General features: G+C 60.1%; 17 protein-coding genes. 6 read left to right on the forward strand and 11 right to left on the reverse strand.

Annotation, left to right across the window (positions count from 1 at the left end):
* The first annotated feature begins 5 nt into the window (after positions 1-5).
* Together RS75_RS17790 and RS75_RS17795 are read left to right on the forward strand one after the other, a co-directional pair.
* A complete protein-coding gene (locus RS75_RS17790; RefSeq protein ID WP_045022667.1) occupies positions 6-674 on the forward strand; it encodes a DsbA family oxidoreductase in 669 nt (222 codons plus the stop codon).
* Between the two features lie 52 nt (positions 675-726).
* Complete coding sequence (locus RS75_RS17795; RefSeq protein ID WP_045022668.1) at positions 727-1668, forward strand: DMT family transporter; 942 nt, start codon at positions 727-729, stop codon at positions 1666-1668.
* Between the two features lie 128 nt (positions 1669-1796).
* On the opposite strand, the gene RS75_RS17800 is transcribed toward RS75_RS17795, so the two are convergent.
* The 3 genes from RS75_RS17800 to RS75_RS17810 all read right to left on the reverse strand — a co-directional run bounded on the left by RS75_RS17800 (position 1797) and on the right by RS75_RS17810 (position 6113).
* Positions 1797-2159 carry a hypothetical protein gene (locus RS75_RS17800; RefSeq protein WP_045022669.1) on the reverse strand — a complete coding sequence of 121 codons (363 nt, stop codon included), beginning with the start codon at positions 2157-2159 and terminating at the stop codon, positions 1797-1799.
* Between the two features lie 141 nt (positions 2160-2300).
* On the reverse strand, positions 2301-5798 hold the full coding sequence (gene mfd / locus RS75_RS17805; RefSeq protein ID WP_045022671.1) for a transcription-repair coupling factor: 3498 nt from the start codon (positions 5796-5798) through the stop codon (positions 2301-2303).
* Positions 5799-5801: 3 nt separating this feature from the next.
* Entirely contained in the window at positions 5802-6113 is a 312-nt protein-coding gene (locus tag RS75_RS17810) for an FAD assembly factor SdhE (protein WP_045022673.1), read from the reverse strand.
* Positions 6114-6300: 187 nt separating this feature from the next.
* Between RS75_RS17810 and recG the strand changes: the two genes are divergently transcribed.
* Together recG and RS75_RS17820 are read left to right on the forward strand one after the other, a co-directional pair.
* Positions 6301-8406, forward strand: coding sequence for an ATP-dependent DNA helicase RecG (recG, locus tag RS75_RS17815; protein WP_045022675.1), 2106 nt, complete (start codon positions 6301-6303; stop codon positions 8404-8406).
* A gap of 14 nt (positions 8407-8420) precedes the next feature.
* Positions 8421-8693: a hypothetical protein gene (locus RS75_RS17820; protein ID WP_045022677.1), complete on the forward strand. Its 273-nt coding sequence runs from the start codon at positions 8421-8423 to the stop codon at positions 8691-8693.
* Positions 8694-8717: 24 nt separating this feature from the next.
* Here the strand turns inward: RS75_RS17820 and RS75_RS17825 are convergent, their stop codons facing one another.
* Positions 8718-9008 (reverse strand): type II toxin-antitoxin system RelE/ParE family toxin, encoded by a 291-nt coding sequence (locus RS75_RS17825; protein ID WP_045022679.1) that lies wholly within the window; start codon positions 9006-9008, stop codon positions 8718-8720.
* Entirely contained in the window at positions 9005-9250 is a 246-nt protein-coding gene (locus RS75_RS17830; RefSeq protein ID WP_045023183.1) for a CopG family ribbon-helix-helix protein, read from the reverse strand. The genes RS75_RS17825 and RS75_RS17830 overlap by 4 nt, the downstream gene beginning before the upstream one ends.
* 127 nt (positions 9251-9377) lie before the next feature.
* On the opposite strand from RS75_RS17830, the gene RS75_RS17835 reads away from it, so the two are divergent.
* Positions 9378-9635 (forward strand): type II toxin-antitoxin system Phd/YefM family antitoxin, encoded by a 258-nt coding sequence (locus tag RS75_RS17835; protein ID WP_045022680.1) that lies wholly within the window; start codon positions 9378-9380, stop codon positions 9633-9635.
* A complete protein-coding gene (locus tag RS75_RS17840) occupies positions 9632-10015 on the forward strand; it encodes a type II toxin-antitoxin system VapC family toxin (protein ID WP_045022682.1) in 384 nt (127 codons plus the stop codon). The genes RS75_RS17835 and RS75_RS17840 overlap by 4 nt, the downstream gene beginning before the upstream one ends.
* Before the next feature lie 3 nt (positions 10016-10018).
* Here the strand turns inward: RS75_RS17840 and RS75_RS17845 are convergent, their stop codons facing one another.
* The 6 genes from RS75_RS17845 to RS75_RS17870 form a co-directional block, all read right to left on the reverse strand.
* Entirely contained in the window at positions 10019-10687 is a 669-nt protein-coding gene (locus RS75_RS17845) for a DUF502 domain-containing protein (protein ID WP_045022684.1), read from the reverse strand.
* A 13-nt stretch (positions 10688-10700) separates the two neighbouring features.
* Positions 10701-11204, reverse strand: a complete 504-nt coding sequence (locus RS75_RS17850; RefSeq protein WP_045022686.1) for a GNAT family N-acetyltransferase — start codon at positions 11202-11204, stop codon at positions 10701-10703.
* On the reverse strand, positions 11201-13027 hold the full coding sequence (glmS, locus tag RS75_RS17855) for a glutamine--fructose-6-phosphate transaminase (isomerizing) (RefSeq protein WP_045022688.1): 1827 nt from the start codon (positions 13025-13027) through the stop codon (positions 11201-11203). Before glmS ends, RS75_RS17850 begins: the two co-directional genes overlap by 4 nt.
* A 204-nt stretch (positions 13028-13231) precedes the next feature.
* The gene (glmU, locus tag RS75_RS17860) at positions 13232-14593 is read right to left on the reverse strand and encodes a bifunctional UDP-N-acetylglucosamine diphosphorylase/glucosamine-1-phosphate N-acetyltransferase GlmU (RefSeq protein WP_045022690.1); all 1362 of its coding nucleotides are present in this window, start codon (positions 14591-14593) and stop codon (positions 13232-13234) included.
* 208 nt (positions 14594-14801) lie between these two features.
* Positions 14802-15539, reverse strand: a complete 738-nt coding sequence (locus RS75_RS17865) for a FadR/GntR family transcriptional regulator (protein ID WP_045022692.1) — start codon at positions 15537-15539, stop codon at positions 14802-14804.
* Positions 15540-15936: 397 nt separating this feature from the next.
* Positions 15937-17010 (reverse strand): BMP family ABC transporter substrate-binding protein, encoded by a 1074-nt coding sequence (locus tag RS75_RS17870; protein ID WP_045022694.1) that lies wholly within the window; start codon positions 17008-17010, stop codon positions 15937-15939.
* Positions 17011-17046 lie beyond the last annotated feature (36 nt).

The raw sequence follows: 17046 nt of genomic DNA on the forward strand, positions 1-17046 counted from the left end.
AAGCCATGGAACGCATCGTTATCGACGTCGTATCGGATATGGTCTGCCCCTGGTGCTATCTGGGCAAGGCAAGGCTCGATCTTGCCATTGCCGAGGTGCAGGACGAAATCAGCGTCGACGTGAACTGGCGGCCTTACCGCCTCAACCCGGATTACCCGCCGGAAGGCGTCGATCAGAAAGCCGCCCTCGAGGAAAAGCTTGGCAAGGAGCGTCTCGAACAAGCCCATGCCTCGCTGGTTGAACTCGGCGCCCAGGTCGGCATCCACTATGATTTCGACGCGATCAAGATCGGCCCGAACACGCTCGACGCGCACCGCCTGTCGCTCTGGGCGCATTCTGAAGGAAGAGACGTTCAGGAGAAGATCGTCACCGCTCTGTTCAAGGCGAATTTCGAGGAAGGCCGCAACATCGGCGATCACGCCGTGCTGACCGACATTGCCGAAAAGTCCGGCATGGACGCCAAGGTGGTCGCTCGGCTTCTGGCGTCGGATGCGGACAAGGACACTGTTATCGCCGAGATCGACGCGGCGCAGCAGATGGGCGTTTCCGGCGTGCCGTTTTTCATCGTCGACCAGAAATACGCCATCAGCGGTGCGCAAACGCCTGACGTGTTGATTGCTGCATTGCGGGATATTGCAAAAATGAAGGCGGACGAGCATAAGTCGATGAACTGACGGTCGAACCACCGGCAGCTTACCCTAACCGATAGACTGTTGGTGTTTTCCCGTGTCCGACCAGACCCTGAAAGGCATTCTGCTTGCCTTTGCCGCCTTCGCTGCCTACGCATGGAGCGACGCGAGCGTTAAACTCATAGAAGGCCAGATTTCGCCGATCGAATCGGCCTTCTTCGGCGCCATGTTTGGCCTCGTCGCCCTGCCCTTCATCCGCAAGCGCAACGACCGCTGGGTGGACATCGTCAAGACGACGAACCGCCCCCTGTGGTTGCTGCGTTTCTTCGCGGCTGGTACCGGGGCCATCGGCAGCGTCACCGCTTTCACCCACCTCTCCATGGCCGAAGCTTTCGCATTGATCTTCCTGCTACCCTCCTTCGTCACCATCATGTCAGTGGTGTTTTTGAAGGAACAGGTCGGCATCAAGCGTTGGTCGGCGGTCATTGTCGGTTTTCTCGGCGTCCTCGTCATTCTGCGGCCGGGCTTCCGCGAATTGGGCATCGGCCATCTCGGCGCCATTGTCGGCGGTTTGAGCGGCGCACTGTCGATCGTGATCTTTCGCGCCATGGGGCCTTCCGAAAAGAACGTCTCGCTTTATGGAGCGGGCGTGCTCGGCTGCCTGACGCTCAGCGGCCTTGCCATGATACCCACCTTCGCCCTGCCGAATGGCGAACAATGGCTGCTTCTGGCGGGTTACGGCCTGCTCGGGGCGATCGCCAACGTGCTGGTCATGTATGCCGCGAAATACGCGCCCGCCGCCGTGATCGGCCCGACGCAATATAGCCAGATGCTCTGGGCCATCCTGTTCGGTTATCTGATCTTCGGTGACCATATCGACAGATGGATGCTGGCCGGCATCGCCCTCATCGTCGGCTCCGGCCTTCTGACACTCATCCGTGAAAAGCAGAGAAAGGTACCGCTGCCGGCCTCGATCGCTGCGACGGACCAGAATGTGGCAGTGGCGATCACGCCGGAAGATGCGCCGAAAACCCCATAAGGGGCCGCGTCATTTCCCGGAGAGCGCGTCCGATTGCTGGACGCGCCCTATATCCTTGGCACCCATTTTCCGGAGGTAATGCCGCTACGCGGTTTTGCAGGAAATGTGGTGGCGCATCGGTTGAGAGATCAATAGCACACGCGCGTGCGGTACATGTCGCCCCAGCCATCCTGACGCCAGGCCATGTGGCAGCGCGGATATACGGGTTCATAAACAACGCGTGGACCGTATACCGGCTGGGCGTAGACGGGTGGACCGTAAGCATAGGCGGGCGGCGGGCCATAGGCGTAGGCGGGCGGACCATAAGCGTAACCCGGACTTCTCGCTCCGGCGATGAGAGCGCCGCCAACGATGGTGCCGGCAATGCCGGCCGCAAGGCCGCGTCCGAAATTATTGCGTGCTTCCGCCTGGCTTGTCGTGGCAATTGTGGTACCCGCAACTGTCAAAGCAACCAGACCAGCGGTAACGAACCTGTTGATGTTGGTCCACATAGTCTTGCTCCTTGGTCGCCCGACTGCGGCCTACATCATGACCGCACCGGGCATGAAGCAGAGACTACGCCGGCAATTTTTACCGGCATATGTCCGTTTCCTTAAATCCCCGTAATGTCGGCCCGCTTGTGAAGCAGCCACTCAGGAGCGGGCCAGTTCCGCAAGCTGCGTCATGATCATCGCCGCACCCGTCAGCCGTTTTTCCGGCGTGGGCAGGTCGCGGGTCAGGAACAGGCTGTGGTCGGGGCGGATTTTGGCCATCGAGCCCTGCTTGCCGATATAGGCGACGAGAGCCGCCGGGTTCGGGAATTCCTTGTGGCGGAATTGCAGGACCACACCCTTCGGTCCGGCATCCACCTTCTCGACATTGGCGGTACGGCAGAGCGACTTGATGTAGACGATCTTGAGAAGGTGCTGGACTTCCTTCGGCAACGGGCCGAAACGGTCGATCATCTCCGCACCGAAACCGTCGATCTCGCTTATATCGGCAAGCTCGCCAAGACGGCGGTAAAGACCCATGCGCAGATGCAGATCCGGCACGTAATCTTCCGGGATCATCACCGAGGTGCCGACCGAGATTTGCGGCGACCAGCCGGTGTCCCTCACCTCCTCGTCGCCCTTCACCTCGGCCACCGCCTCCTCCAGCATCTGCTGGTAAAGCTCGAAACCGACTTCCTTGATGTGGCCGGATTGCTCCTCGCCGAGCAGATTGCCCGCACCGCGAATGTCGAGGTCGTGGCTGGCAAGCTGGAACCCGGCCCCAAGCGTATCGAGCGATTGCAGCACCTTCAGCCGCCGTTCGGCCATCGTCGTCAGCACCTTGTTGACCGGCAGGGTGAACAGCGCAAAAGCGCGCACCTTGGAGCGACCGACACGGCCGCGCAGCTGGTAAAGCTGGGCAAGACCGAACATGTCGGCGCGGTGCACGATCAGCGTATTGGCGGTCGGCACATCGAGACCGGATTCGACGATGGTGGTCGAAAGCAGCACGTCATATTTGCCGTCATAAAAGGCGTTCATGATGTCTTCGAGTTCGCCCGCAGCCATCTGCCCATGCGCCACCGCCACCTTCAGCTCAGGCACATCCGATTGCAGGAATGCGTGAATATCGGCGAGATCGGCAAGGCGCGGGCAGACGTAGAAACTCTGGCCGCCACGATAATGCTCGCGCATCAGCGTTTCGCGGATCACCAGCGGATCAAACGGGGAAATGAAGGTGCGCACCGCCATACGGTCCACCGGCGGCGTGGTGATGAGCGACAATTCGCGCACGCCGGTCATGGCCAGCTGCAACGTGCGCGGAATGGGCGTCGCCGAAAGCGTCAGCACATGCACGTCGCTCTTCAGTTCCTTCAAACGCTCCTTGTGCTTGACGCCGAAATGCTGCTCTTCATCGATGATGAGCAGGCCGAGATTGGCGAAGTTGATGCCGGCGCCAAGCAGCGCATGGGTGCCGACGACGATATCCGTCTTTCCATCAGCCACTTCCTTTTTGGTAAGCGCAAGCTCCTTGGAGCCAACAAGGCGCGAGGCCTGCTGCACCCGGATCGGCAATCCCCGGAACCGTTCGGAAAAGGTGCGGAAATGCTGGCGGGAAAGCAGCGTGGTCGGCACCACGACGGCCACCTGAACGCCGTTCATGGCGGCAAGGAAAGCGGCGCGCAACGCCACTTCCGTCTTGCCGAAACCGACATCGCCGCAGATGAGGCGATCCATCGGCCGCCCGGCACCGAGATCGTCGCGAACCGCATCGATGGCGTTCTGCTGGTCTTCGGTCTCGTCATAGGGGAAACGGGCGGAAAACTCATCGTAAAGCCCATCGGGTGCGGCCAGAACCGGAGCATGGCGCACCAGCCGCGCGGCCGCGATGCGGATAAGCTCGTCGGCCATGTCGAGCAGGCGCTTCTTGAGCTTGGCCTTGCGCATCTGCCATGCGCCGCCGCCGAGCCTGTCGAGCGTGGCTTCCGCCGCGTCGGAGCCATAACGCGAGAGAAGATCGATGTTTTCGACCGGCAGGAACAGCTTTGCATCGTCGGCATAATGCAGCTCCAGACAAGCGCGCGGCGCACCCGCCGCTTCGATGGTCTGGAGACCGACGAACCGGCCGATACCGTGCTCGGCGTGAACGACGAGCGATCCCACGTCCAGCCCCGCGACTTCCGAGATGAAGTCCGCGCCGCGCTTGCGGCGCTTGGAGCGGCGCACCATGCGGTCGCCGAGAATATCCTGCTCGCCGATGATCGCCAGCGTTCCGGTCTCAAACCCGGCCTCGAGGCTCAAAACTGCCGCCGCAGCCTCGCCCTTGCCGAGCGTCTCCACCTCTTTCAGAGATGCCACCGACTTGATCTTTTCAAGCCCGTGTTCGTTCAAGACCTGCAACAGCCGGTCGAGCGAGCCTTCCGACCAGCCAGTGATCAGCACCTTCCAGCCCTTGGCGCGGCGTTCGGCAATGTGCTTTACCGCCAGATCGAAAACATTGATCCGCTCTTCGCTATTGCTTTCGGTCAGCGGGCGGGCCCAGCGCGGTCCAATATGGGCGTCCAGTGTCGCGACCGGATGGCCCTCGCTATCGTGTTCGTTGAAGGGCGTCAGCCGCACGGCATTGACGCTCGCAAGCGCCGCGTCGAAACTCTTGCCGTCGAGATAGAGTTGCCCCGGCGATACCGGCTTGTAGGGCGCGCCCTGCGTCGAGCCCTTGGTCTCGCCGGACGCCCGTCGCGCCTCGTAATAATCATGGACCAGCTTGGAGCGTTCCTTCGCCGCCTCGCGCGCCGTATGATCTGTGACGATGCGGAAGCCCTGAAGGTAGTCGAAGGCGGTTTCCAGCTTCTCGTAAAACAGCGGCAGCCAATGCTCCATGCCGGCATAACGGCGGCCTTCGGAGACGGCCTGATAAAGCGAATCATCGCGCGTCGCAGCGCCGAACAGCGACAGGTAATTCTTCCGGAAACGGCCGATCGTATCCGGCGTCAGCGTCACTTCACTCATCGGGTTGAGATCGAGCGAGCGCGCCTGGGCGATGGTGCGCTGGCTGGCCGGATCAAAAGTGCGGATGCTTTCCAGCGTATCGCCGAAGAAATCGAGCCGGACCGGCTCTTCCGTGCCTGGCACGAAAACATCGAGAATACCGCCGCGCACGGCGAATTCGCCGACTTCGCGCACCGTCGCCACCCGGTCGAAACCGTTGCGCTCCAGCCGCGCGGCAATCTCTTCCATGCGAATCTGATTGCCGGGGCGAGCGGAAAAACCAAGGTTTTCAATGATGTCGCGCGGCGCCATCTTCTGCAGCATGGCGTTGACGGTAACGAGTACAATGGCCGGATGCGGTTTCTTCGCGTGGCTGTTGAGGCCGGCAAGCGCCGCAAGCCTGCGCGCCGAGGTGTCGGCGCTCGGTGACACGCGGTCGTAGGGCAGGCAATCCCAGGCCGGCAGCGACATGACCGGAATATCCGGCGCGACGAAACCGAGGATCTGTTCGAGATCGGCGACCCGCTGGCCATCCGACATCACATAGGCAACCGATGTCCCTGCCCGCGCCATGTCGGCCAAAAGCAGGGCTTCCATGCCGGAGGGTACATTTCCGATGGTCAGCGGCGTATCGGCCGACGTCACCAGCTTTGCATCGAATCCGGCTATCATGTTTCAGGCCTTCAAGGTTTCGGATGTGACGAGATCGAAATCCGGGCGGTAGGAGGTGATCTTTTCAAACAGCGGGGTCTGGAATTTTTCCGGTACGGCCAGAGCGCCCGTCACCATTTGAACCAGGTCCTGGTCCTCTTCCGCCATGATGATTTCCAGCTCATCGAGCTGTTCGTCGGAGAGCGTGGCGATATGGTCTTCCGCGAATTGTCCGAGCACGAGATCCATCTCGCGAATGCCCCGGTGCCAGCAGCGGTAAAGTATCCGCCTGCGTCTCGGATCGAGGTCGGCGCTCGTGCGCACCAGTCCAGTCATCGCATTCACCTTTCGGTTGGCTATTCAACAAGATGTTGATTGCGACCTCCTATAGAACAGGAGGCGAACGCTTGGAACCGGTTTTTATCGAAATAATGCCACGGCAGCTAAAAACTGCCGGTGATAAACCGCCTTTGTCGGCACGCAAGTCTTGCATAACGCGTCCCCTTCCCCGATTTTGCTGACCATGCGCCCCGCCATTCTCGATCCGCTATTTGCTTCCGTTTCCACCCTTGCCGGTGTGGGGCCGAAGCTTGCCGACCTTCTGGCAAAACTGCTGAGCCGGGAAAACGCAGAAGACACCCGCGTGATCGACCTTCTGTTCCACGCGCCGTCCAACGTCATCGACCGGCGCAACCGCCCCGGCATCGCGCTTGCGGCCCCCGGCGCCATTGTCACCATTCAGGGACGCGTCGATCGCCATCAGCCGCCACCATCAGGCAACCGCTCCGCACCCTACCGGGTTTTCCTGCATGACGAGACCGGCGAACTGGCGCTGACCTTCTTCCGCGCCAAGGGCGACTGGCTTTCCAAGGCGCTGCCCGTCGATGAAGAGGTTCTCGTCAGCGGCAAGGTGGACTGGTTCAACGGTCGCGCCTCCATGGTGCATCCGGATTTCATGGTGAAGCTTTCCGAGGCCGAAAACCTGCCGCTGGTGGAAGCCGTCTATCCCATGACCGCCGGGCTGTCTCCCAAAGTGCTGAGACGGGCGATCGAAGGCGGGCTTTCCAAACTGCCCGCCTTCCCCGAATGGATCGACGAGACCCTGATGGCCCGGCAAAGCTTCGGCGACGTGGCATCGAGCTTCCGCGAACTGCACGACCCGCGCGACAGCGCCGATATCGAGCCGCAGGCCCCGGCACGCAGACGGCTTGCCTATGACGAGTTCCTCGCCGGGCAGCTTTCGCTGGCACTGGTGCGGCAGCGGCTTCGCAAGGTGGCGGGCCAGCCGATCCGCGCCAAGGGCGACGTCGCCGCAAAAATTCTGTCGCTATTACCCTTCTCGCTGACATCAAGCCAGAGCGCTGCGGTAAAGGACATCCTGACCGATATGGCAGGCGAAGACCGTATGCTTCGCCTGCTGCAGGGCGATGTCGGCGCAGGCAAGACGCTGGTGGCGCTGATGGCGATGGCGACGGCGGTCGAAGCCGGTGGACAGGCGGTGCTGATGGCGCCGACCGAAATCCTTGCCCGGCAGCACTTCGCCACCATCTCCAAACTCGCCAATGCCGCAGGCATCACCGTCGAGGTGCTGACCGGCCGCACCAAGGGCAAGGAACGCCGCGAGATCGAGGAACGCGTGGCCTCCGGGCAAGCACAGATCGTCATCGGCACCCATGCGCTGTTTCAGGACAGCGTCGCTTACAAGAACCTCGTGCTTGCCGTGGTGGACGAACAGCACCGTTTCGGCGTGCACCAGCGGCTGCGCCTCACCGCCAAGGGCATCACGCCGCATATGCTGGTGATGACCGCCACCCCCATTCCGCGCACGCTGGTGCTGGCCGCCTTCGGCGACATGGATGTCTCGAAACTCACCGAAAAACCCGCCGGCCGCAAACCCATCCAGACCGTGACGATCCCGACCGAACGTATCGGCGACATTGTCGAGCGACTGCGTGCGGCGTTGAAGGATGGCAAGAAGGCCTACTGGATCTGCCCGCTGGTGGAAGAGACCGAAGAATCCGACCTGATGTCGGCTGAGGAGCGGCATGCGGTGCTCTCGCAGATGCTCGGAGCCAATATCGGCCTCATCCACGGGCGCATGAGCGGCCCGGAGAAGGACGCCGCCATGCTGGCCTTCAAGAGCGGCGAAACCCGGCTGCTGGTGGCAACGACGGTGGTGGAAGTGGGCGTCGACGTACCGGATGCCTCGATCATGGTCATCGAGCACGCCGAGCGTTTCGGCCTTGCCCAGCTTCACCAGCTGCGCGGCCGCGTCGGGCGCGGCGAAGAGGCCTCCACCTGCATCCTGCTCTATAAGGGTCCGCTCAGCGAAAACGGCCGTGCCCGGCTTTCCATCCTGCGCGACAGCGAGGACGGTTTCCTGATCGCCGAGGAAGACCTGAAGCTGCGCGGCGAAGGCGAGTTGCTCGGCACCCGCCAGTCCGGCACACCGGGCTTCCGCATCGCCAGCCTTGAAGCCCATGCCGACCTCTTGGAAATCGCTCGCAAGGACGCGGCCTATGTCATCGAGCGCGACCCCGAACTGACAGGCCCGCGCGGCGACAGCCTGCGCACCCTGCTCTACCTGCACCGCCGCGACGAAGCGATCCGCTTCCTGCACGCCGGCTGAAAGTTGTGACCGCCATGAACATGATTGACCCACGCCGCCCGCCACCTGCCTTCAGAAAGGGCTACGCGCTCTGCTCGCCGCAAAATATCCTGCAACCGGATACATTCGCCAAAAGCCAGAAGAAAGCGATCGGCAAGGCCTTCAAAAAGCCGGGCCGCAAAAAGGCATGGGAAGAGGCGCTGGAGGAAGGCTGGAGCGTGCGGCTGGTCTATATGCGGCTTTTCGTTCCCGTGTTCCACGCTACGAGCACCGGGACAGAGGTGGATGATCTGGATGACGAGGATTGATCGGGAAGTCTGAGCGACCGTTGACTAGCGTGTCGAAGGCCATCGCTGCGAGGTGTGGATGACCGTCAGAATTTCGATATCCCCGCCAACACGATAGGCGACGATATAGGAAATGTCGGAAAACACGGCTTCCCGCGTTCCCCTGATGCGCCCAACCCGCCCCATGGCTGGCTGCTCCACCAATATATCGACCGCTGAAACAATACGCGAAATTACGCGGGCCGCAGCGGCCGGATTGTCCGTTTCGATATGCGTACCGATTTCATCGAGCCGTCGCAGCGCCCGCAAGGTCCAGAGAATTCTCCGGTCGCTCATGACGAGCGGGCGGGCTTGACGTATTTACCGATAATGTTTGCGAGATCTTCCGGCGTCCCGAACTCACCGCGATCCGCTTCCGCCACACCGGCCTCGATCTCGGCAAGCTGCCACTCTTCCCGGGCAACGTAGTCCTCAATCGCCCGCGCAGCCATATAGGACCGCGAGCGGTCAAGCTTTTCCGCCAGCTGATCAAGTTTGTCAGTGACCTCGTCCGGCAAGCGTACCGTGAATGCAGTCATGATCCCGACCTTTCCTGGTTCATTGCGATTATTGGTGAACCACATTGGTCCGTCAAGGTTCGCTCCGGTATTGATATGGTCCATGAAACGGACTATTTTTACGTGGAGAAAAATCCGGGAAATCCCCATGCAGATATCCGTGACTGACGCTAAAGGCCAGCTTACAGAACTGGTACGCCGCGCCGAGGCTGGTGATGAAATCATTCTCACACGGCACGGCCATGCAGCCGTGCGGCTGGTTCCGGTCACTGCCGTGGTGGATAAAACCTCCCGTAGGGCCGTGCTTGCAAAAGTGCGCGCGGCAGTCGCAAACAAAGCCGATGATGGCCCGGATGCCGCGCATAGTCAGGATTTCCTCTATGACGAGCACGGCCTTCCCAAATGATCGCAATCGATACGTCGGCTCTGATGGCGATCCTGCTCGATGAACCCGAAGCAGATGCCTGTGCCTCGGCTCTCGAAACGGATGAGCCTCTGCTGATTTCAGCCGGCACGCTTGCGGAAGCCTTGATTGTAGCACAACGGCGCGACCGCAGCCGCGAACTAGAAATGCTGATCGAAGGGCTGAGCGTTGACGTCAGACACGTCACCCCCAAATCGGCGCACGGCGTTTCCGAAGCCTATCGCATCTGGGGAAAGGGCATTCATCCGGCCGGGCTGAATTTCGGGGACTGTTTTGCCTACGATCTGGCGAAAACAGAAGGCTGCCCCTTGCTTTATGTCGGCAACGACTTTTCCCGAACCGATATCGTCAGCGTTCTCTAACTCTCAAACCGGCGCGATCATCTTCGGCGGGGTGAAATCCGGGGCCACCAGACCGCCGGAAATCAGCAGTTTTGCCGCGTCCTCCGGCGTCATATCCAGCATCACGATCTTGTCTTTCGGCACGAACAGCAAGAAACCCGCTGTCGGCACTGGCGTCGGCGGCAGGAAGACGGCGACCATCTGCTGGCCCATTTCGTTGAAGCGATGGGCAATCTCGCCCTTCACATCGGAGGATACGAACACCATCGCCCACATTCCGGGTGAAGGAAACTCGATCAGGCCGACCTTCTTGAAAGAGTTCGAATGCTCTTTCAGAACGGATTCGAACATCTGCTTGATGCTCTTGTAGATCGGCCGCACCAGCGGCATGCGGTTGAGAACGGATTCGCCGACGCCGACAATCCATTTGCCGATGAGGTTATTGCCGAGAAAACCGATGAGCGTGATGCCGACGACGGCGATCAGGAGGCCGAAGCCGGGGATGGCCACATCGAAATATTGCTCGGGATCGTAACGGGCGGGAATATAGGGCTTAACCCAGCTATCCGCCCATTGCAGGAAACTCCACACCAGCCACATGGTAATGGTGACGGGCGCGAGGATGAGGACGCCCGTGAGGAAGCTGTTGCGCAGACGGGCTGCGAATGAAATTTTGACTGGAATATCGGTCATTTACCGTACGGAATTAAGCGTTGTCGCTATCGAAACCCGGATGAAAACCGACAATGCCGGATGGAGTTCCGCCATGCAAGCGGAGAACTGTGAAATATTCGTCAGGAATCCCTTCGCCGCTCAGGCCCTCAACGTGGCGAAAACCGAAGCGGCCATAATATTCGGGATCGCCCGCAACAACTGCGCCGGCAGCGCTCAGACGCTCCAGCACTGCAAGCCCTTCCCGCACCAGCCCGGAGCCGACACCCTGCCTTTGCCGGTCCGGCGTGACGGAGAGTGGAGCAAGGCAGAACCAGCCGGTCTCGCCGCTGGTCAGCGTCACCGGCGAGAACCCGACATGGCCGATGATGCCTTCGCTGTCCTCGGCAACCAGTGAAATCGTAAGCGCGCCGGCTTTGCGCAGCCGATCGACGATCAGATGTTCGGTCTGACTGCTGTAGTCGACGTCACGGAAGGCATCTTCCGTAACGCGAGCGATCGCCTCTTCGTCGCCAGGCTGTTCCAGCCGGATTATCATTCCACCGTCACCGATTTCGCCAGATTGCGCGGTTGATCCACATCTGTGCCCATGAAGACGGCAGTGTGGTAAGCGAGCAACTGGATCGGCAGCGAAAAGACCATCGGCGCGATCAGCTCGTCGACATTGGGCAGCGTGATCGTCGCCATCGTTTCCAGCTTGGAGGCAGCAGCACCCTTCTCGTCGGTGATGAAGATGATCTTGCCGCCGCGCGCGGCGACTTCCTGCATGTTCGAAATGGTTTTTTCGAAGAAGCGGTCATGCGGCGCAATGACGATAACAGGCATATTCTCGTCGATCAGCGCAATCGGCCCATGCTTCAACTCGCCGGCGGCGTAACCTTCGGCATGGATATAGGAGATTTCCTTGAGCTTCAGCGCGCCTTCCAGCGCCAGCGGGAAGCTGGTGCCACGGCCGAGATAAAGCACATCCTTGAAACGCGACAGATCGCGGGAAAGCGCCTCGATCTGCGGCTGGATGCTGTTGAGAACCTTGCTCATGATGCGCGGCATCTCGATGAGATGGCGAACCAGTTCGGTTTCCTGCTGCGGTGTGATCGTGCCACGCGCCTTGCCGGCGGCGACTGCCAGCGAAGCGAGCACGGCAAGCTGGCAGGTGAAGGCCTTGGTGGAGGCGACGCCGATTTCCGGGCCGGCAAGGATCGGAAAGATGGCGTCCGATTCGCGCGCCATGGTCGATTCACGCGTATTGACCACCGCGCCGATCTTCAGTCCCTCTTGCTGGCAATAACGCAAGGCCGCCAGCGTATCGGCGGTTTCGCCCGATTGCGAAATGAACAGCGCGGCCTGCGTGGGGACGAGCGGGATATCGCGGTAACGGAATTCCGACGCCACATCGATTTCCACCGGCAAACGCGCATAACGCTCGAACCAGTATTTGCCGATCAGGCCGGACAGATAGGCCGTGCCGCAGGCGGAAATGGCAAGGCCGGAAAGCTTGGCGAAATCGATCGCCTTGTCAGCATCCTTCACGGTTTTGGAGGCGAAATCCACATAGTGGCTGAGCGCATGGGAAATGACTTCCGGCTGCTCGTAGATTTCCTTTTCCATGAAGTGGCGGTGGTTGCCCTTGTCGACCACGAAAGCCGTCGCCTGCGAAATCTGGCGCTCGCGCTTCACCGGCTTGCCGGAGAAATCGATGATTTCCGCGCCTTGACGGGTCACGATGGCGCAATCGCCATCCATCAGATAGGTGATTTCGTTGGTGAAGGGCGACAGCGCAATCGCATCGGAACCGAGGAACATTTCGCCCTTGCCGTAACCGACGGCAAGCGGCGGGCCGGAGCGCGCCGAAAGCAGCGTGCCGGGATCGTCCTGAAACATCACCACCAGCGCATAGGCGCCCGTCACGCGGTTCAACATCTTCAGCATCGCCTCGCGATGGCCAAGACCGTCACGCGTGTATTTTGCCAGAAGCTGCGCCACCACTTCGGTGTCGGTCTGGGTGGTGAAGGTTGCACCCTCCGTGCTCAGTTCATCGCGTAATTCGGAGAAGTTTTCGATGATGCCGTTATGAACGACGGCAACGCCTTCAACGAAATGCGGGTGAGCATTGGTTTCGTTCGGCACGCCGTGGGTCGCCCAGCGGGTATGAGCAATGCCCACCACACCCGGCAGCGGCTCTTGCGAAAGCAGCTTCTCCAGGTTGAACAGCTTTCCTTCCGCGCGGCGGCGGTCCATCGCACCATTGTCGATGGTGGCGACACCAGCCGAATCGTAACCGCGATATTCGAGACGCTTCAGCGCATCGACAAGCCGTTCAGCAACGGGCTGGGTTCCGACAATTCCGACAATTCCGCACATATATTTCTCCAGACGGCGATCTCTTCGCCGAAACTTCCAGAGTATTTCCGCCTTTCCCTGAAATGCGAAAATACTCCACCTTTTTGTTCTGACGCACTTTCCGGACGTAAAACCGCTGCGCACTTTACTGGAAATGCTTTAACCGTTTCCCTGAAATCGGCAATTATGCCGCCGGTCACTTTCAGTATCGCTTGGTAACGTCTTTCAAGACGATTTTTTCTTCGATTCCTTCAGCGCTTTCGCCCGCTCGCGCACGAGGGTTGCCCTGCCCGGTTTCACTTCCTGCCGCGCACGCCCGAAAGCCAGCGCGTCGGCCGGCACGTCATCGGTAATCACGCTGCCCGAAGCGATATAGGCCCCGTCTCCGATGGTGACGGGAGCGACCAGCGACGAATTCGAGCCGATGAAGCTATTGGCTCCGATCCGCGTTTCGGCCTTGTTGTAGCCGTCATAATTACAGGTGATGGTGCCGGCACCGATATTGCTGCCCGCGCCGATGAAGGCATCGCCGATATAGGTCAGATGGTTGACCTTGGCGCCCTCGCCGATCTCGGCTTTTTTGACTTCACAGAAATTGCCGACCTTGGAATTGGCGTGAAGATTTGCGCCCGGACGCAACCGCGCATAGGGACCGACAGCTGCCCCTTGCGCGACATAAGCCCCTTCCAGATGCGAAAACGCATGGATCACAGCACCCGGCTCGATCGTCACACCGGGACCGATGACGACATTCGGCTCGATCAACGCATCCTGACCGATCTTCGTATCGAAGGAAAGAAACACGGTCTCTGGCGCGATCATAGAAACACCGTCCACCATCAATTCGTGGCGTCGGCGCTCCTGCCAGAGCTTCTCGATAAAGGCCAGTTCTGCGCGGTTGTTGCAGCCGAGCAGCTCCGTTTCCGGTGCATCAATGGCAACGGCGCGGCGGCCGAGAGACCGGGCGATCTCGACGATATCGGTCAGATAATATTCGCCCTTCACATTGCCGTTGCCGATCCGGTCGAGCAGATCCAGCGCATTGCGACCGTTGATGGCCATCAATCCGCTGTTGCACCAGGTCACCTTGCGTTCCTCGTCGGTGGCGTCCTTTTCCTCGCGGATCGCCACCAGCTCGCCATTCTCGACCAGCAGCCGGCCATAACCCGTGGGCCGGTCGGTATGAAAGCCGATGACGGCGACATCGGCACCGGTGGCAATCGCCTCGCGCGCCCTGTCGAGCGTTGCGGAAGTGATGAGCGGCACATCGCCATAAGCGACGATGACATCATCAAAACCGCGCTCGATGGCCGGGCGTGCGGCAAGAACCGCATGGCCGGTGCCCTTGCGTTCCTTCTGCAAAAAAGCTTCCACCTGCATGCCATGAAGACTGGCGGCGGCAGTGACATTATCGGCATCGCGCCCGACCACCAGCGCCACCGCGCCGACGCCCGCTCCAGCAACCGCCTCCACCACATGCGCGATCATCGGACGCCCGGCGACCGGATGCAGCACCTTGGATTTCGAAGACTTCATGCGCGTGCTGTCGCCCGCTGCGAGAATAACGGCTAGAGAGCTGCGCTCCATAAGACCTCCAACACCCTGTCACCGGCCGCAAGACGGGCGGGACAGCGGCATATATTTGACTTTACGCCGGCAGGCTTGAGCGGGCGGCGCGTCGGTGATTGCATTCCGGCATTGCTATAACGGCGCCCCACTTAAGAAACCATGCAAATCTGCACCAAATTTCCGCGCCGATTTTCATGAAACGTGATCAGCAGCGGGCTAGCATGATCTATCGGCGGGAGCTACGGGCCGTGAATTCGAGTATCTGCTGGCGACCGTTTTCAATCAGCCTTTCCATTTCGCGACGGGCCGCAGCCTCGTCGCGCAGGCGAAACGCCTCGACGAGCCGCAAGTGAGAGGCGGAGACGTCGGAAATCTCGTTGGGATCGGCTTCCGGGTTGCTCATCCGGAAAATACCCGCCAGAGCCGCCTTTATCAGCGAACCGACGGTGCGCATGAACGGGTTGCCGGACATTTCGGTAATGAGGACATGGAAATTCATGTCCGCAAGCGCCCGCTTTTCCTTGGAATAGGCCGTATTGCCCATCTCGTTGGCGTAAGCGGCAAGTCTTGCAATATCGGCATCTTTTGCCCTGATAGCAGCAAGGCCCGCGCCATAGGGTTCGAAAGCCTGGCGGATATCGTAAAGATGCAGCAGGAATTCCTCGCTGACACCAGCCTCGAAGTGCCAGAGCAGCACCTCGCTGTCGAACATGTTCCAGCTTTCGCGCTCCGTCACACGGGTGCCGATGCGCGCCTTGGGGGAAATCATGCCCTTGGCGGTGAGCGTCTTCATCGCCTCGCGAAGCACAGTTCGGGAGACTTTCAGCCGCTCCATCAGCTCGGCGTCGCCCGGCAGGATGTCACCCGTCTTGAAAAAGCCGGACACGATATCGAGACCGAGCTTGTGAACGACCTGTGCATGATTTGTCCGCAACTTTCGAAAACCGATCGCCGCATCGAGCATTCCGCGCTGCAAATTCCATGTCCTTCCGTTCGGTTGACGATGTAAAAATCGCGCCTGACTTGTGTATTCCAAGAAAGCAGCCCGATTTTCAACGCAGAATACAGTGAAAAACATCAACGAGCGTGAAAAGCAAAGCCAAACTTCGTTCGAATAATAAAACACATCAAAAAAACAAAGACCGCGCATGAATGTCATGCGCGGCCTCAGTGGTGACAACAGATATCGAACACCGCTTCCGTCATGCCGGACTTGATCCGGCATCCAGCCACGGCGCGTCTGCGCCGTGAGAAACGGTCTATCGCGATCAGTGACTTGATCGCGATAGACCCCGGATCAAGTCCGGGGACGGAGTGCGGACGCGACGTCGATTGCAAACCAAAAGTGCCGTCAAGTCCGATTATTGCGGCAGCTTGTCGTCCACGCCTGCGACGTAGAAGTTGAGGCCGAGCAGAACCTTGTCTTCGGCCTTTTCACCGGCCTTCAGCCATTCCGAACCGTCCTGCTTCTTCACCGGACCGGTGAAGGGGTGCAGCTCGCCCGACTTGATCTTGGCTTCGGTGTCCTCGGCCATCTTCTTCACGTCATCAGGCATGTTGGTGTAGGGCGCCATGGTCAGGATGCCGTCCTTCAGGCCGTCCCAGACAGATTCGGACTTCCAGGTACCGTCAAGCAAAGCCTGCGTACGCTTGATGTAATAAGCGCCCCAGGTGTCCTTGATGGCGGTGAGCTGCGTCTGCGGACCGGCTGCGATCATGTCGGAAGCCTGGCCGAAGGCCTTGATGCCGCGTTCCGCTGCAACCTGCATCGGTGCGGTCGTGTCGGTGTGCTGCGTCAGGATATCGACGCCCTGGTCGATCAAAGCCTTGGCGGCATCGGCTTCCTTGCCGGGGTCGAACCAGGTGTTGGCCCAGACGACCTTGACTTTGAACTCCGGATTGACGGACTGCGCGCCGAGAACGAAGGCGTCGATGCCCATCACCACTTCCGGGATCGGGAAGGAAGCGATGTAACCGGCAACACCCTTCTTCGACATTTTCGCGGCGATCTGGCCCTGAATGTAACGGCCTTCATAGAAACGCGAATTGTAGGTCGCAACGTTTTCGGCATTCTTGAAGCCGGTGGCGTGCTCGAACTTCACCTTGGGGAACTTCTGGGCAACCTTCACGGTGGCGTCCATGAAGCCGAAGGAGGTGGTGTAGACCAGCTCGCAGCCCGAGCGGGCCATGCGCTCGATGGCGCGTTCGGCATCCGGGCCTTCCGGAACGCTTTCGAGGAACGGCGTTTCGATCTTGTCGCCGAAATGCGCCTGAAGTTCCTGACGGCCGATTTCATGCGCCTGCGTCCAGCCGCCATCGGTGCGGGAACCGACATAGATGAAGCAGACCTTTTTGGCGTCGGCGGCCTCAGCCGAAGAAACGACGCCTCCGAGAGCCGCGATGGAAGCGGCAAGTGCGATGACCAGTTTTTTCATTTTTACCCCTGTTTGGTTTGGAGATTTGAGAGTTTT

Source organism: Rhizobium nepotum 39/7 (genome assembly GCF_000949865.1).
Lineage (GTDB): Bacteria > Pseudomonadota > Alphaproteobacteria > Rhizobiales > Rhizobiaceae > Agrobacterium > Agrobacterium nepotum.

What these genes read in the sequence shown, in the direction of transcription:
- RS75_RS17790 (WP_045022667.1), top strand. Translation starts at nt 6, where the DNA reads ATGGAACGCATCGTTATCGACGTCGTATCGGATATGGTCTGCCCCTGG.
- RS75_RS17800 (WP_045022669.1), bottom strand. Translation starts at nt 2,159, where the DNA reads ATGTGGACCAACATCAACAGGTTCGTTACCGCTGGTCTGGTTGCTTTG.
- mfd (WP_045022671.1), bottom strand. Translation starts at nt 5,798, where the DNA reads ATGATAGCCGGATTCGATGCAAAGCTGGTGACGTCGGCCGATACGCCG.
- RS75_RS17810 (WP_045022673.1), bottom strand. Translation starts at nt 6,113, where the DNA reads ATGACTGGACTGGTGCGCACGAGCGCCGACCTCGATCCGAGACGCAGG.
- recG (WP_045022675.1), top strand. Translation starts at nt 6,301, where the DNA reads ATGCGCCCCGCCATTCTCGATCCGCTATTTGCTTCCGTTTCCACCCTT.
- RS75_RS17820 (WP_045022677.1), top strand. Translation starts at nt 8,421, where the DNA reads ATGAACATGATTGACCCACGCCGCCCGCCACCTGCCTTCAGAAAGGGC.
- RS75_RS17825 (WP_045022679.1), bottom strand. Translation starts at nt 9,008, where the DNA reads ATGAGCGACCGGAGAATTCTCTGGACCTTGCGGGCGCTGCGACGGCTC.
- RS75_RS17830 (WP_045023183.1), bottom strand. Translation starts at nt 9,250, where the DNA reads ATGACTGCATTCACGGTACGCTTGCCGGACGAGGTCACTGACAAACTT.
- RS75_RS17835 (WP_045022680.1), top strand. Translation starts at nt 9,378, where the DNA reads ATGCAGATATCCGTGACTGACGCTAAAGGCCAGCTTACAGAACTGGTA.
- RS75_RS17840 (WP_045022682.1), top strand. Translation starts at nt 9,632, where the DNA reads ATGATCGCAATCGATACGTCGGCTCTGATGGCGATCCTGCTCGATGAA.
- RS75_RS17845 (WP_045022684.1), bottom strand. Translation starts at nt 10,687, where the DNA reads ATGACCGATATTCCAGTCAAAATTTCATTCGCAGCCCGTCTGCGCAAC.
- RS75_RS17850 (WP_045022686.1), bottom strand. Translation starts at nt 11,204, where the DNA reads ATGATAATCCGGCTGGAACAGCCTGGCGACGAAGAGGCGATCGCTCGC.
- glmS (WP_045022688.1), bottom strand. Translation starts at nt 13,027, where the DNA reads ATGTGCGGAATTGTCGGAATTGTCGGAACCCAGCCCGTTGCTGAACGG.
- glmU (WP_045022690.1), bottom strand. Translation starts at nt 14,593, where the DNA reads ATGGAGCGCAGCTCTCTAGCCGTTATTCTCGCAGCGGGCGACAGCACG.
- RS75_RS17865 (WP_045022692.1), bottom strand. Translation starts at nt 15,539, where the DNA reads ATGCTCGATGCGGCGATCGGTTTTCGAAAGTTGCGGACAAATCATGCA.
- RS75_RS17870 (WP_045022694.1), bottom strand. Translation starts at nt 17,010, where the DNA reads ATGAAAAAACTGGTCATCGCACTTGCCGCTTCCATCGCGGCTCTCGGA.